Source organism: Vibrio sp. 1402 (genome assembly GCF_033340275.1).
Map to the genome: position 1 here is coordinate 205857 of NZ_JAWOWE010000005.1, position 14492 is coordinate 220348.

Consider the following 14492-nt stretch of genomic DNA (forward strand, 5'->3'; position numbering starts at 1 on the left):
TCAGATAGAGAAGTAGCGCTACAGTAGTTCTCTATTGGTCAGTGACCAAAGGTACACGCGCTTGAGTAAACTGATTTTGATCCTTTTACGAATACCTCGTTTGGAATGGCGGAGTCGGTTTGGTAGCGCAATGGCTTTCATCTCGGTTTTCATTGCTTTTCCATCCAACAACACAGTAGACCTCCGATGCTATAAGCCAGCAGATCTTTCCAATCAAATGTGGCGCCCAAAATTACAGCCAGAGGCGATGAAGGTTCGATACCAAGCCAAGCTACGACCTGAAGCAATTGCCCCAACTCGACAGCAAACGCAATCAACACCACCAGTGAAACCAGCCAGTTAACGGGCATGGAGAACAAGCTTGCAAGAAAGTAGTAGAGCCAAACCACAACCAGAACATCACCAAATGTCGGACGAATAAAGCTGTCTCGAATATAGAGCGCAATAACGACCAATGCGATAAAACACACCAAGCTTTTCAGTCCATTTTTTGCAGAAAATCGCAGGTGGATAGCGCACGTTTCTTCCACCATATCGCTTGGCTGACCAGTGAGAGTTGCTCGCTTAAATATCTTCATGATTCGCCTTTGCACTTTCTTCTTCTTTCTTATTTCGTGCGTACCAATCGATGTTGCGTGTAATGACCATAGTGAAGCTCAAAATCGCGAAACACAGTAATGTCCCCATAACCAATGCGTAGCTTTCTGCTTGTAGCAAGCCAAACAGTAATCCGTAGAGAGTGAGCAAACACACTCCGAATATCGCGCCGTGTTTGGTGTTGCTCAACATACCGCTCACGTACACACTTAAAAGCCCCGTCGATGCGACTGCCGACACCACATATGCCCAGTTAAAGCCCAGATGTTCACTCATCGAAATCAACAACAGATAGAAAAGCGCTAAAGCCAGACCAATAAAACCGTATTGCACAGGGTGAACCGGACGCGCTTGGAACAGCTCCAGTAAGAAGAAACTCGCAAACACTAATGTGATAACCAATAGTGAATAGTTCACAGCTCGGTGGGATTTCAAATAGTGGTCCACGGGATCAATCAAATCTACGCCCATTTGTCGCTGTTCAAGCTCGTGACAAGCGTGATTCGATGACAAACAGCTTTGGAACAGCTGCGCGATATTGGTAGAGAAGTTATTGCTCGCCCATTGTGCATTAAATCCATCCTCAGAGACTTCTGATGACACCGGTAAGTAATCACCGATAAAGCTTGGATGTGCCCAAGTTGAAGAGAGTTCAACCGTTGTTTGACTGCCGATTGGTGTGACTTGAAGCTGCCCCATCCCTTGTAGCAAGAAGTTAAGATCGAATGCCAAAGGTTGTGCTGGGTTTAGGTCTGCAAGTGTCAGATCACTGTGGAAGCCTTGTGGTAACTGATTTAACCCCGTTCCCGGTGCGACTTCGATATAAGAGCTCGCCATGGTCATGTCATCCAAACGAATCAATCCACGGCTGTCTTCAATGCCAACGACTAGGCTCATGTTGTCAATATCAAGCCCCTGCAACGCCGCGAGATCGTCTGCATCAAAAGTGCCTTTCAGTACCACTTGTGCTTTGTATAAACGCGCGCGGTAAATGCCTCGGTACTTTTCAAAACTGTCCAGATTCGCGCTCATATCAAAAGTGCTAGGTAAAAGAAATTTACGACGCTCTTTAATCTGTACTTTGTCATCTCGGTAACTGGTTTCGGTGTAATTAACCATGATGAATGGACCAATGATGCGCTGTTCGCCGCTGCTGCTGCGTGCGATGTCGTTTCTGACTTCATCTTGGCGATATGAGCGTTCTGAGATCAGCCCTGTGACCATTGAAAGCGGGATTTGCAGTAAGACAAACAAAAACAGCACGAAGGCGAACTTCGTGCCGAGTTGGTTATTGAGGATCTTTTTCATGTTTCATTCTCCATTTGCTGATGGGAGTAATCTAAATCAGCAATTTGGAGAACGAATGGAGCTAATGTGGAGTTTCTATGGAGTTGGTAAAATCAAGGTCACTTTCACACCAGAATCGACGTTTTCGACTTGCAACTTACCTTTGTGCAGCTTGGTCACTTGCTCAACAAAATTTAGCCCAAGCCCAGTACTCTTAACGCCATTTTCCCGAGCGAGGGAGTAGAAGCGCTCGGTCAAACGAGGCATCGCGTAGTCAGGAATGTGAGGACCTGAGTTGAAAATCGACAGGCATACCTTCTCTTTCGTGACCTCAGTTTTCCATTCAATGCGTCCCTCTGAATCAACAAAATCCAGCGCATTGTCCATCAAGTTAAAAACGGCTTGTTTCAGTAAGAAGGCATCACCAAGTACGGAGAGATGGTCATCAATTTGGATGTTGGCAATCACCGACTTAGCACTCAAGCGCGCATCCGCCGATTCAACCACTTCATTGACCATTTGTTTTAGCGAGATAGCTTCGACTTGTTCTAGCTCGGGGCGCTTTTCAAGACGAGCAAGTTCTAGCAACTTATCAATCAATGACTGCATGCGGTCGCTTTCTCGCTCAATGTTGCCAGCAAAGCGCGTGACCTTTTCTTCAGGCAATGGCATTTGCAATATTTCACTCGCGCCTTTAATCGCTGATAACGGACTTTTCAGCTCATGAGTCAGCGTCTGTACGTACTCTTCCACATATTGTTTGCCGTCGAGTTGGTTGCGCATTTTCTCCAATGCGTCGCTTAGCGTGCCGTACTCATAGAAGATACGAAATGTTGGCTTAGAGACCTTTTCACCCTCACCCATTTTGGTCGCGTAGTCTTCTAGCTTGTTCAGTGCCGAGTGAATTCGCCAAGCAAACAATGCCCCTGCCAATAGCACTAAACCACTCATCCACACCATCCAAAACAATACATTGCGTTTAGAAAGATCGATGAAGGGTTGTACTGAGCGATTAGATTTTGCCACCGTCACGCTGCCAATGATTTCGCCTTTGTGGTAGATGGGCGCAGCAACGTGCATGACGGTTGAAAGCGGATCTTTCGGGTCTTCGATGGTACTGCGCGCGCCGTATTGACCGCGCAACGTGAGATACACATCATTCCATTGTGAGTAGTCTTTGCCAACGTCTTGCTGCCAAGAATCCGCAATCACAATCCCTTGTTTATCGGTGATGTAAATTCGATGATTAATCGCTTTTTTGCCAATTTCCCAAATGCGCGCTTGAGGTTCTCGCTGCCCATAAGCCGCTAGCAGTTTGGAGAAGCGACTCTCAGACAACTTTCCGTTTGCAACGTCCTCTTCTGCCAATACCGCGAGCAAGTTCGCCATATCCACCAGCGTCTCTTCAGTGGTTTGACGCACGGTTGGCTTAAGTTCTTGGACAACGGTTTTGCTCACCATGTAAGCCGTCATTCCGACTAAGATGAAGTAGAGAAAAAACAGTCTGAGTCCAAGCGGGATCTTCGGCCAGCGATTCATCATTCACCTTTAATGCAGTAAAAGTAACCAAAGCCACGTTTGGTACAGATGCGTTCAGACATCTCAAACGGCTTCAACTTATGGCGAATGGCTTTGATGTGGGTATCGATATTGCGCTCGTATGCAGCCTCTGGCGCCATGTCTGCCGCGACCATGAGCTGCTCTCGGCTCAATACATTGGAAGAGACGGAAATCAGCTTATCGAGAATCTTAAATTCGACCGCAGTTAACCCAAGCATTTGCCCGCCAACACCGTAGTCAAAGTTTTGCGCAACCAAATCATGGCTCAATTGAGGTTGTTCTGGAACAGCCACAGGCTCTGGTTTGTGCTCCATCATTGGCGCTTTAGCTTTGATTCTAAGTTTAATGCGCGCCAACATTTCACGCGGACTAAATGGCTTCGTCACGTAATCATCCGCGCCAATCTCCAAGCCCACTACACGGTCAATTTCATCGCTTCTTGCGGTGAGAAAGATAATGGGAATATCAGAAAACTCACGGATGGTTTTGCACAATTCAAAACCATTGCCATCCGGTAAGCCTACGTCCAACACAAGTAACGCTGCAGAGTTATGCTGCAAAAAGGCTAAGCCCTCTCCTGCCGTTGCAAACCACTCTGCGTGGTAGCCATCCATCTCTAATACATGAATCAGGTTCTCTGCGATAGCAGATTCATCCTCGATAATAAGGACGGTGGGTTGTTCGCTCAATGTCTTAGCCTCATTGACGGTGTTTATCTTTATGTTGGTATTATCACTTAATTTGGGGCCAAGGCTAGTGGATTGATGCAGCAAAGGCGCAGTTCGTGGATAATACTAATCAAACACACTTCTATTCAGCATAATAAATTTATCACTTAGATTAATGGGTCACCACAATTGTGAATACAATGATTTCAACCATTGATATGAACAGTGTTCATTTTAAACTCAAGTTATCAATTCGATTTTATTTAAAGGACAGTCACTGATGAAAAGAGCGCTAATCCCCCTGGCTTTACTGACTTTGCTCTCAGGTTGCGCCAGCATGTCTCCGGATGAGTGCAAAACGGCAAACTGGTACAACGTAGGTTATCAAGATGGCCGAGATGGCAACGATCCAAACATTATCAATAGCTATACCGAAGACTGTGGTGAAGCGGGTGTGACACCCGACCGAGCGAAATGGAAAGAAGGCTTTGATAAAGGCACTATCCAATATTGCTCACCAGACAATGGGTACACTGTCGGTATCGAAGGCAAAGAATATTACGGTGTATGCAGCAGCAAAGAGTTTATTGAGAACTACCAGTTAGGTCATCAAGAATATCAACGCCAGCAACGCATCCAACAAATCGATACTGAAATCTCGGTCATCGATAATCAGCTTGATGGCAATCCAGACAAAGATAATGCCAAGAGACTGAAAGAGAAGAGAAAGCGATTGGCTGACGAGCGTTCAAGCCTCTTGTCGCCAACCATCAACTTGAATCTGAATTTCTAAATCGATTGGATTTAGCTTCTAAAAATTCATGGCCCTAACTCAGTTCTAGGGTCATGAATTGACTGTTCGGATCGAGTTCGTAATCCCCGAACGGCTCGCAGTACACAAAGCCATGCTTTTCATACAACAGGCGCGCTGGTTTAAAAAACTCCATCGAGCCCGTTTCTAAACTCAAGCGCTGCAAACCTTTTTGCTTCGCTTGCTCAATCACATGAATCAATAATTGAGATGCCACACCTTGGTTTCTTGCCGTAAGCGTGGTGCGCATGGATTTCAGCTCCGCGTGTTGGTCATCCAACTCTTTAATCGCTGCACACCCAAGCAGTTGCTCACCTTTCCATCCGGTCCAAAATGTCACTTCTGGCGCTTTGAGCTTATCTAAATCTAACGCATGCACGCTTTCTGGTGGTGACGTGGCGTACATGTCCTGTAAATGTCCTTCCAACAGCGCTATCACTTGCAGCCGTTCTAAATTGTCGATTTCAATCCTCATCTTTCCATCCTTGGTTTTTCCTAGCTAAAGCGGCTGTCTCATAATGTGTTGCGGTCCAACGGGGCCGCCGTGGTAAAGCTCATTGGTATCTTCAAACCCTGATTTTAAATAGCACTGATAAGCGGGTATGTTGCGGCAATTCACAGTGAGATAAAGCGCATCAAACTCGGGATAATGGCGTTTGGCGAAATCGGCAAACTGTTGAATGGCTTGCTTGGCGATGCCTTTGCCTTGATGACGGTGATCCACCAGCAAAGCACGTACGCCTAAACTGTTTTTCGGGCAAAAATCGTATTTCTCGCTGTAAGCAGCATCAAATAGAAAAAAGCCAACCACATCATCGTCTGTCAAAATCAGATGCGGAAGTTCTGTAGGTTCAAGACGCGTAAGCATTTCACCCACATCCGCGACCGTAAACTGCGATTGCTCTTCTAGCACACTAAGTTCGCAAGTTTGTTCATGTCGCTCAGGCGAATACTTTTCAATGGTAATCATAATCTTCCTTGTTGTTTTTATGCTCAATTCATACAGGGTATGTCGTAAATAGAAATACCTGGTGTCGTATTTCCCACTCGCAGGCAAACGTTTAGCACTCTATTATCCTCGCCATTCGATAGAGAGGTTTCCATGTCCCGTTTTTTACTTTGCAGTTTTGCACTCGTCTTACTCTACCCTACTGCCATTGATTTGTATCTTGTTGGTTTGCCTCAAATTGCGTCAGATCTCAACGCCAGTGAATCTCAGTTGCATATTGCGTTTTCGATCTATTTAGCTGGCATGGCTACCACGATGTTATTCGCGGGAAAAATTGCAGACTCTGTGGGACGAAAGCCTGTTGCCGTCGTCGGCGCGATGATCTTCGTGCTCGCATCTTTTCTCGGCGGGATGGCTGAACAACCAAACACTTTCTTGATTGCTCGCTTTTGCCAAGGCGTCGGTGCTGGATCTTGCTATGTCGTCGCGTTCGCGATTTTACGCGACACGTTAGACGATGAACGCCGCGCGAAAGTATTGTCGATGCTCAATGGCATCACCTGTATCATTCCAGTGATCGCACCCGTGATTGGTCACTTGATTATGCTGAAATTTCCTTGGCCGAGTTTGTTTACCACAATGGCAGGAATGGGCATTCTCGTCAGTGTATTGGCCATTTTTGTTCTCAAGGAATCACTACCCAGCCAACAAGGTGAAGAACAGACAGCGCCAGAGAGCCATCAAGAGACTTTCTTCGAGCGATTTTTTATCAGTAGGCTGATCATTACTGCACTTGGAGTGACCACCATTCTGACCTTTGTTACCGCTTCACCAATTGTCGTGATGAGCATGCTTGGTTTTGATCGCGGCGGCTATTCTTCCATCATGGCAGGGACTGCGACGATCAGTATGTTGATTTCGTTCTCGGCGCCATTGGCATTGGGGATTTTTAAGCAGCGAACCTTAATGATCACCTCTCAAGTATTGCTCGCTTGTGCAGGCATCGTGCTCAGTGCTGCCCATTTCCATGATGGACAATCTCTTTACTATGTATTCGGACTTGGGCTGATTTGCGCTGGTTTCGCTTGTGGCTTTGGCGTGGCCATGAGCCAAGCGCTCAGCCCATTCTCTCAACAAGCTGGCGTGGCTAGCTCGTTACTGGGCATTGCTCAAGTTTGTAGTTCAGCGTTCTATATTTGGTTTATGGGTTTCATCGGCGTTAGTGCACTGAATATGTTGGTGTTTATCTTATTGTTAGGTAGCGTAATCAGCCTTGCTCTAATACTATTGATTCCAAAGCCTGTTCACGATACCCATTATGAAGAAATCCCTAGCGCGACTTGATTTAAACTTACTGTTCACTCTGCAATTATTGCTGCAAGAGCAAAGCGTCTCGAAAGCCTCGAAAAAGCTGAACGTTACGCCCTCTACCGTAAGTAAGTCGCTCAACAAACTTCGTCATTGGTTCGATGATCCTTTGTTTGTCAAAACACCTAAAGGTCTTGCGCCAACGCCCTTGGCACAAAGCATGGAGCAAGATCTTGCAGAATGGCTGCAAATTGGCTGCCAGATTGCAGAAAAACGCAGCGATATTACGCCTAAAGGAGTGCGGATATCACGATTGAGTCGCCATTAGTGCTCACAATGCTGGACAGACTCATCGTCGCTATCCACCAGCGATACCCTGAAGCGAAAGTAAAAACCAGTAACTGGGATTACGACTCACTCGACGCCATCATTCGAGGCGAGGCGGATATCGGTTTTACCGGCCGAGAGAGTCACCCGAGATCGAAAGAGTCGTTGGATCTTCTGCCTTATTTCTTGGATTTTGAGATTCTATTTTATGACCTGCCGATGGTGTATTTACATAAAGATCATCCGGCATTACAGCAAGAGTGGAATCTCGAGACCTTTCTGAGCTACCAACACATCAATATTGTTTGGGAAAAAAGTGAAACTTGGGCGTTGGATGAAGTATTAACGGAACTAGGGCTACAGCGCTCTATCGGGCTGACGATGTCCAACTTTGAGCAATCCCTTTTTATGGCAGCGCAGCCGACGCATGACATGATCACCACCGCGCCGCACTATTGCAAAAGTTATACAGAAAAGCTGCATCTCGATTTGGTGTGCTTGCCAATTCCATTAGACCAAGCTCAACAAGACAAGTTACTGATTCCATTTACCATGATTTGGCATAAACGCAATGCGTACAATCCCAAATTGCTATGGTTGAAAAACACCATTAAGTCATTGTACAAACAACCTTCCCAACCACAGTAAGACTCAGGCTAAGGTCAGGTTTTATCTGGTTATTTTTAATGACTTTCTTGCTCTGATAGCTATAACTAATCACTTTATCAACTAATAAAAATGTTCTTTTGGATCTACACTAGCTGTTCATTTACACGCTAAGGATCAAGGATGTCGACCTTTTTACTCACTGCTATTGCAATGCTGGCGTTCGCTGCCAATTCATTATTGTGTCGAATTGCCTTGGCAGAAGGGTTAATTGATGCAGGAAGCTTCACGCTCGTTCGATTGATATCTGGCGCGATTACCTTAATCGCAATGCTTGTCGTGAGAGGCCAGTGGAAAACCGATCGGCCAACTTCTCGCTTTCGCTTTTTTGCTGGCGTGGCGTTATTTGGTTACGCTGCCCTTTTCTCTTTCGCGTACTTACAACTGGCGACAGGAACTGGTGCTTTGCTTCTGTTTGGTGCCGTGCAACTGACGTTACTGGCAATCTATTGGTGGCAAGGTGAGCGCTTTCAGTTTCTCGAAATCATCGGTATCGGCCTTTCGATTGTTGGCTTTGTTTGGTTAATGTTGCCATCTGCCACTCGCCCCGATATCAGTTCTGCACTTCTCATGTTGATTTCTGGCGTTTGCTGGGCTGCGTTTACTGCGCTCGGCAAACAAGCGCCTTCTCCAAGTAGTGGCATCACGTGGGGATTCATCGCTGCATCTATAATTGGCATACTCCTATCACCATTGATGCTGTCCTCAATCCACCTTTCTTTGAGCGGAGTGTTGCTCGCTATCGCATCTGGTGCCATTGCCTCTGGCCTTGGTTATACACTTTGGTACCAAGTCGTACGTAAGCTCTCTTTGCTTCAAGCCGCCGTCAGCCAACTTTCCGTGCCAGCCATTGCTTTGCTACTCGGCAGCATCGTACTCCACGAGCCTCTTTCACTGCATACTCTTTTAACCAGCGGCATCATTCTTGGTGGGATCGCTTTGGTTTTTTTATCTCGATCCAAAAAAACAAACGAACAATCGGCAAGCCGATAAAAAGTAATAACTTTCCCTCTCAAATACCCATTCATCATCTATGCTTTTTAAAGCAGTAAAGCTCATTGCAGATGGTACAAGTGGTCTGCTTTGGTACCAGGCGAAGAATATAAGGTGAGAATTGGCTCACACAATGCAGCGATTTTGTTTCAAAAGTGAGAATCATCACAGATCGCGAATTTGCTCGTTTTAGGCGTTTCACCAATAACGCCAAGGGCTAGCGCGAGATCAAGCCAAATACGCACTTTTTGTTTTGACAAAGGGTTTACAAAGCACACTTTTTCACCCGCTATATTCCGCCCCCCGAATTTATTCAGAACAAGATTCTGATTATTCATATAAGAAATTCATCAACTTATAACGATAAGCCTGAGCAAACTTTGACACTATGAACGACAAAATAAAATTCGCTATTAAAGTATCGCTTAGCCTAACTCTGGCTTATCTGATCCCGTTTGCCATGGGTTGGCCGCAAGCATCGACGGCCGCAACCACAGTGATGCTGATTGCATCCACAAGCAGTCGTCGTGAATCCCTCGCCAAAGGTACCTTACGCGTGTTAGGTACATTGGTTGGTGCCGTGGTTGGCTTGTTACTGGTGGGGTTGTTTGCTCAAGATCGCTTGCTGTACATGCTGAGCGTGTCGGTTGTGGTCTCTTTCATTTTTTACTTCCGTAATGCCTATCAAAAAGATCCTACGCTACTCATGCTGACCGGTGTGATGACGTTGATGATGTCCAATGGCGGTGACGCAGAAGGTGCGTTCCTTTATGGCGTTGACCGCGCCTATATGACGGTGTTTGGGGTGGTGGTTTACACACTCGTGGGAACTTTCTTATTCCCGACCAAAACAGAACAAAACCTAAGACAGCTCATCGAACAACTCAACCAAGCACAACGCGCGTTGTTCACCGCTATCTTGCAAAATTTCGAGCAAAAATCGGCAGGGCAAATCTCTCCTCAAGAAGGCGGAGAAGAAAATCCAGAAGCTGAAGAGCCACAACCTAGCGTGGACACTCTCATCGAACAGATGTTTGCCGCCCAAAATGCGCTCGAACAGCGCTTTGCTACGGTCAGTGTGGAATGCAGTGAAGTGTCGGCCTACATGAAAGAGTGGCGCTTGGCAGTTCATTTGAACAAGCAGGTAACGCAACAATTGACCGTCGCGGCGCACAGCCACTTTAGCCACCAGCAAGACCGTGAAAGCATCAGCAACTTTGCTCAAGCCGTGGCGGAAATTGACGCGCTATTTGATACCTGCCAACAAGTCTGGGACGAAAAAGAACCCGCTTATCGTGCCCAGGAATTCAAAGTCAAATACAACCAAGCGTTGCTTGAAGACGCAGCTCACCTAGAGAAAGGCTCTGCGCTTACGCTTGGTCACCTATTGGAACTGATGCATCAAAACTTGTCGCGTTTAGCGGAGAGCATTAGCTGCATTGACTCTGTGACGAACAATGTCTCCTTTGACGTGCCACTGCCGAAACCGAAAGGCAAGTTTCTATGGTGGGACGCAGAAAACTTTAAAACTGCGGTCAAAACCTTTGTTACCTATTGGGTTGCAGGACTGATTTGGATTTATTTCAATCCACCAGGCGGCTACTCGTTCGTGGTCTTCTCGACCATGTTTATGTCTTTGCTGTCGTTCGTACCTGTGCACCCGATATTGTTACTTGTTCTGTTCACTTTCGGCTTCTTGTTCGCGGTACCTTCTTACGTCTTCATCCTTCCGCAATTGGATCTCGGATTAGAACTTGGCCTGTTTATCTTTATCTACACCTTTATCGGTTTTTATCTGTTTAACGGGCCAGTGACGATTTTCTATATGATTGGCTTGTTTGTTCTTGGTTTAGACAACAACATGTTTTATCACTTCGGGATCCTCATGACGATCATGCTGTTGTTCTACATGGTGGTGTTCATGATTATTTTCGCGCACTACTTCCCGTTTAGCTCACGACCAGAACACCTCTTTTTGACCATAAAAGAACGCTACTTCCGACATACCCGAGAGCTGTTCACTACCTATCAACAGCAGTCCAGCTCGGTTATTACGCCGCTCAAACGGGCCTTGCACTTGGTGACGCTCAATGTCTCATCGAAAAAGCTCAAAGTCTGGGGTTCGAAAATCAACCACAAACACTTTGATAAAACCACGCCAGAAGCGATTGGCGCGTTTAGCAAAGCGTGTGATGTACTCAGTAATCACATCAACATCTTAATGGCCGCCGAGAAAAAGTTGATGGCCAATCCGCTGATTACTCAGCTTCGTCAACAACACCGCGATTCCATCATTCCTTTGATGGCAGGCGCTTTAGCCAGCCATCAAGCAACACAAGAACTCGACTCCGTATTCGACCAATACAGTCAGGATTACCAAACATTCGAAGATAAACTGGAAGATTTTTTTAGTGAGTTGGATTTATCTGACTACGCTTATTCAGAGATAGCCGGTTTTTATATCTTGCTGAATTTAAAACGGAACGTGTTCGAAGCAATCAAGCATTGCAAGCAAACCTACGAGGATATCGATTGGGTGAACTTACAACAGAAGCGTTTTTAAAGGTGGGGATATGATGCTTCCAAAACTAACCAAACCAAGCCTCGCCATACTTTCTTTGCTCGGACTCAGTGCGTGTACCACGGTAGGACCAGATTATGTTCATCCAAAGCAGGCGCCACTGCCAAGTGACTGGTCGGTGCAAAAAGCAGCCAAAGATACGCAGCAATCAGAGCAACAGCTACAACAATGGTGGCAGCAATTTAATGACTCAACTCTTAATCAGCTGGTTGAGTTGGCGAGCAAACAAAACCTCGATTTAGAAGCCGCAGGGCTACGAATTGTCCAAGCACGTTCATTGCTTGGTATTTCGACTGGCTTGCAATACCCACAAGTTCAAAGCGTGTCAGGAAACCTAGCGCGTGCCTACGTAAATGATCAGGGCGTGAATAACGCCACTTTGTCGTTTGATGCTGCTTGGGAAATGGATGTTTGGGGCAAGTATGCTCGCGGTATTGAGTCGGCAGAAGCGGGTTACTACGCATCCATCGCATCGTATCACGACATCATGGTCACCATAACCGCCGAAGTGGCGCGCAATTACATCAACTATCGCACATTCCAAGAACGTATTTTGCTGTCTCGCCGCAATATCGAGATTCAAGAGCGTGTCGTACGTATTACTCAGGTGCAGTTCGACTCTGGCAACGTTACAGAATTGGACGTTCAACAAGCTAAAAACCAACTCTACACCACCAAAGCAGCGTTACCGAGCCTCGAAGTGGCAATGAAGCAATCACGTACTGTGTTGGCTTTGCTACTGGGTCTGTTACCAGAAGAAGTAGATCGACTGCTACAGTCGGATGGGATGCACAAGCAAATCGCTGAGTACGAAGCCCAGTTCAAAGCGACGGGCAGAAAATCGGCGCTATCGGGCACCGACGAGCGTTCCATTGTGCCACGTCCACCGCTTTTGGATACATTAGTGGATGCTAACTTAGTGATGCGACGTCCGGATTTGCAAGTCTCTGAGATGCAAGCTCGCGCGCAAAGTGCGCAGATTGGCGTGGCAGAAACCGCTCTGTACCCAAGCTTTTCGTTGTTCGGTTCCATCGGTATCGACAGTACGGTTCCCGATGGCAGCAGTTTCAGTTTTAGCGATTCGCTCACCATGGTGATTGGCCCAACGTTCAGTTGGAACATTTTCCAATACGGACGCGTGAAAAATAACATTCGTTTCGAAGATGCTCGCTTCCAAGAAACGCTGACGAACTACAACAAAAAGGTACTGCAAGCCGTTAATGAAGTCACCAATGCAATCGAAGCATATGACCTGTATTTGCAGCAAAAAGATTTACGCTTGCAATCGGTCAACTCTTCCATTCGTGCGTTCAACATATCCATGACACAGTACGAAAACGGACAAATTTCATTCGAACGTCTGCTTAACTCGGTAGAAAAAATGACCCGCGCAGAAGACAGCTACGCAACGATCAAAGGTAATGTTGCGAACCAAGTTGTCGCGCTCTACAAAGCCCTCGGTGGAGGCTGGCAAACCCAAACAGGCAAACCTTTCATCAGTGAATCGATTGCCACGCAGATGACAGAGCGCACTGACTGGGGAAGTTATTTAAATGAAGAAAACCGCGTATTGCCGCCTTTGCCTATCGAAACACCGACGGAAAACGGCGATAAGAACAAAACGGAGGATCTCTAATGCCTCATGAACTTTCTTGGGGAGACGTTTACTTTTCTCCTACGCTACTCGTGCTCTTTCTCGCCGTCACGGCCACGTGGATAACGGTGATGATATTGAACAAGACACGTTTGTCTCGCTTCATCGCTTTTCCGTCTCTGACGTTTATTGCCATCATGGTCGGTTATGTGGTGGCCATCGACAGCTTTTATATTCAATTTTAGGTGCCAAACAAGATGAAAAAACTATTCGTAATCGCACTCAATCTTGTCATTCTTGGTGGCGCAGCTTGGCTCGGCTATCAAAAGTTTGAGGAATACTTTAATAACCCATGGACACGAGATGGGCAAGTGCGTGCTAACGTCATCAAAGTGGCTCCTCGCGTATCAGGCCCAATTGTAAATGTCGCGGTGCAAGACAACCAAGAAGTAAAAACGGGGGATTTACTGTTTGAAATCGACCCTGCGACTTACCAGGTTGCGTTATCTCAAGCCGAAGTAGCACTGGAGCGCTCCATTGTTAGCTCTCGCGGTAAAAAAATCGAATATGACCGCTTAAAAGACATTCGTGCCAAAGACCGTGGCGCGGTTTCTCACAAGGATCTGATTCGTCGTGAAATCGCTTACGAAGAGTCGCTACTGCAAATCAAATCTGCAGAAGAGCAACTAAAATCAGCACGCCTTAATCTCAGCTTTACCAAAGTTTATGCGACCGTCGATGGTTTTGTATCTAACCTCGATATTAGAAACGGTACGCAAGCGGTCGCAAACCAACCACTGCTCGCACTGATCGACAAAAACAGCTTTTGGGTATTTGGTTTCTTCCGTGAAAACCAACTTGCGCAAATCGAACCTGGCAGCCAAGCGCGTGTCACTTTGATGTCTCACCCAGACACGCCAATTGACGCGACGGTTGACTCGATTGGTTGGGGTATTGCGCCCAAAGACGGCACGGTCGGCTACAACCTTCTTCCAAACGTAAACCCTGTTTTTCAGTGGATTCGCTTAGCACAACGTATTCCGGTGCGAATCTCCCTACAAGAACTTCCTGAAGATGTTGATCTTCGATTCGGGCTTTCTGCGTCCATCATGGTGATGAAAGAGTCATCCGCAGAAAGTGAACAATAACTA

At 46.4% G+C, this 14492-nt stretch carries 13 protein-coding genes and 1 pseudogene; 8 read left to right on the forward strand and 6 right to left on the reverse strand.

Translation table 11 applies throughout. The features are described 5' to 3' along the window. Positions 1-149 precede the first annotated feature (149 nt). From R7044_RS11990 to R7044_RS12005, 4 genes are all read right to left on the reverse strand, one after another. Positions 150-578: a DUF2809 domain-containing protein gene (locus R7044_RS11990; RefSeq protein WP_033906692.1), complete on the reverse strand. Its 429-nt coding sequence runs from the start codon at positions 576-578 to the stop codon at positions 150-152. Further along, positions 565-1905 (reverse strand): cell envelope integrity protein CreD, encoded by a 1341-nt coding sequence (gene creD / locus R7044_RS11995; RefSeq protein ID WP_033906691.1) that lies wholly within the window; start codon positions 1903-1905, stop codon positions 565-567. The genes R7044_RS11990 and creD overlap by 14 nt, the downstream gene beginning before the upstream one ends. A gap of 75 nt (positions 1906-1980) precedes the next feature. Then, the gene (gene creC, locus R7044_RS12000) at positions 1981-3423 is read right to left on the reverse strand and encodes a two-component system sensor histidine kinase CreC (RefSeq protein WP_033906690.1); all 1443 of its coding nucleotides are present in this window, start codon (positions 3421-3423) and stop codon (positions 1981-1983) included. Next, positions 3423-4133, reverse strand: coding sequence for a response regulator (locus R7044_RS12005; protein WP_033906689.1), 711 nt, complete (start codon positions 4131-4133; stop codon positions 3423-3425). The genes creC and R7044_RS12005 overlap by 1 nt, the downstream gene beginning before the upstream one ends. Positions 4134-4392: 259 nt before the next feature. Between R7044_RS12005 and R7044_RS12010 the strand changes: the two genes are divergently transcribed. Continuing rightward, complete coding sequence (locus R7044_RS12010) at positions 4393-4905, forward strand: DUF2799 domain-containing protein (RefSeq protein WP_005374970.1); 513 nt, start codon at positions 4393-4395, stop codon at positions 4903-4905. Positions 4906-4939: 34 nt separating this feature from the next. Here the strand turns inward: R7044_RS12010 and R7044_RS12015 are convergent, their stop codons facing one another. Next, positions 4940-5398 (reverse strand): GNAT family N-acetyltransferase, encoded by a 459-nt coding sequence (locus R7044_RS12015; RefSeq protein ID WP_206957654.1) that lies wholly within the window; start codon positions 5396-5398, stop codon positions 4940-4942. 24 nt (positions 5399-5422) lie between these two features. Then, positions 5423-5893, reverse strand: a complete 471-nt coding sequence (locus tag R7044_RS12020) for a GNAT family N-acetyltransferase (protein WP_005386917.1) — start codon at positions 5891-5893, stop codon at positions 5423-5425. A 132-nt stretch (positions 5894-6025) separates the two neighbouring features. On the opposite strand from R7044_RS12020, the gene R7044_RS12025 reads away from it, so the two are divergent. From R7044_RS12025 to R7044_RS12055, 7 genes and pseudogenes are all read left to right on the forward strand, one after another. Then, positions 6026-7216: an MFS transporter gene (locus tag R7044_RS12025; RefSeq protein ID WP_206970602.1), complete on the forward strand. Its 1191-nt coding sequence runs from the start codon at positions 6026-6028 to the stop codon at positions 7214-7216. Beyond that, positions 7191-8155: pseudogene (gene yidZ, locus R7044_RS12030) on the forward strand (HTH-type transcriptional regulator YidZ). Before R7044_RS12025 ends, yidZ begins: the two are co-directional and overlap by 26 nt. A 141-nt stretch (positions 8156-8296) precedes the next feature. Beyond that, the gene (locus R7044_RS12035) at positions 8297-9166 is read left to right on the forward strand and encodes a DMT family transporter (protein WP_206970601.1); all 870 of its coding nucleotides are present in this window, start codon (positions 8297-8299) and stop codon (positions 9164-9166) included. 388 nt (positions 9167-9554) lie between these two features. Beyond that, positions 9555-11729, forward strand: coding sequence for an FUSC family protein (locus R7044_RS12040; protein WP_225455597.1), 2175 nt, complete (start codon positions 9555-9557; stop codon positions 11727-11729). Between the two features lie 10 nt (positions 11730-11739). After that, a complete protein-coding gene (locus tag R7044_RS12045) occupies positions 11740-13383 on the forward strand; it encodes a TolC family protein (protein ID WP_054730103.1) in 1644 nt (547 codons plus the stop codon). After that, positions 13383-13586: a DUF1656 domain-containing protein gene (locus R7044_RS12050; protein WP_005374946.1), complete on the forward strand. Its 204-nt coding sequence runs from the start codon at positions 13383-13385 to the stop codon at positions 13584-13586. The genes R7044_RS12045 and R7044_RS12050 overlap by 1 nt, the downstream gene beginning before the upstream one ends. A gap of 12 nt (positions 13587-13598) precedes the next feature. Then, positions 13599-14489, forward strand: a complete 891-nt coding sequence (locus tag R7044_RS12055) for an HlyD family secretion protein (RefSeq protein WP_033906681.1) — start codon at positions 13599-13601, stop codon at positions 14487-14489. Positions 14490-14492 lie beyond the last annotated feature (3 nt).

What these genes read in the sequence shown, in the direction of transcription:
- R7044_RS12055 (WP_033906681.1), top strand. Translation starts at nt 13,599, where the DNA reads ATGAAAAAACTATTCGTAATCGCACTCAATCTTGTCATTCTTGGTGGC.
- R7044_RS12010 (WP_005374970.1), top strand. Translation starts at nt 4,393, where the DNA reads ATGAAAAGAGCGCTAATCCCCCTGGCTTTACTGACTTTGCTCTCAGGT.
- R7044_RS12025 (WP_206970602.1), top strand. Translation starts at nt 6,026, where the DNA reads ATGTCCCGTTTTTTACTTTGCAGTTTTGCACTCGTCTTACTCTACCCT.
- creC (WP_033906690.1), bottom strand. Translation starts at nt 3,423, where the DNA reads ATGAATCGCTGGCCGAAGATCCCGCTTGGACTCAGACTGTTTTTTCTC.
- R7044_RS12020 (WP_005386917.1), bottom strand. Translation starts at nt 5,893, where the DNA reads ATGATTACCATTGAAAAGTATTCGCCTGAGCGACATGAACAAACTTGC.
- R7044_RS12015 (WP_206957654.1), bottom strand. Translation starts at nt 5,398, where the DNA reads ATGAGGATTGAAATCGACAATTTAGAACGGCTGCAAGTGATAGCGCTG.
- R7044_RS12045 (WP_054730103.1), top strand. Translation starts at nt 11,740, where the DNA reads ATGATGCTTCCAAAACTAACCAAACCAAGCCTCGCCATACTTTCTTTG.
- R7044_RS11990 (WP_033906692.1), bottom strand. Translation starts at nt 578, where the DNA reads ATGAAGATATTTAAGCGAGCAACTCTCACTGGTCAGCCAAGCGATATG.
- R7044_RS12050 (WP_005374946.1), top strand. Translation starts at nt 13,383, where the DNA reads ATGCCTCATGAACTTTCTTGGGGAGACGTTTACTTTTCTCCTACGCTA.
- R7044_RS12035 (WP_206970601.1), top strand. Translation starts at nt 8,297, where the DNA reads ATGTCGACCTTTTTACTCACTGCTATTGCAATGCTGGCGTTCGCTGCC.
- R7044_RS12040 (WP_225455597.1), top strand. Translation starts at nt 9,555, where the DNA reads ATGAACGACAAAATAAAATTCGCTATTAAAGTATCGCTTAGCCTAACT.
- creD (WP_033906691.1), bottom strand. Translation starts at nt 1,905, where the DNA reads ATGAAAAAGATCCTCAATAACCAACTCGGCACGAAGTTCGCCTTCGTG.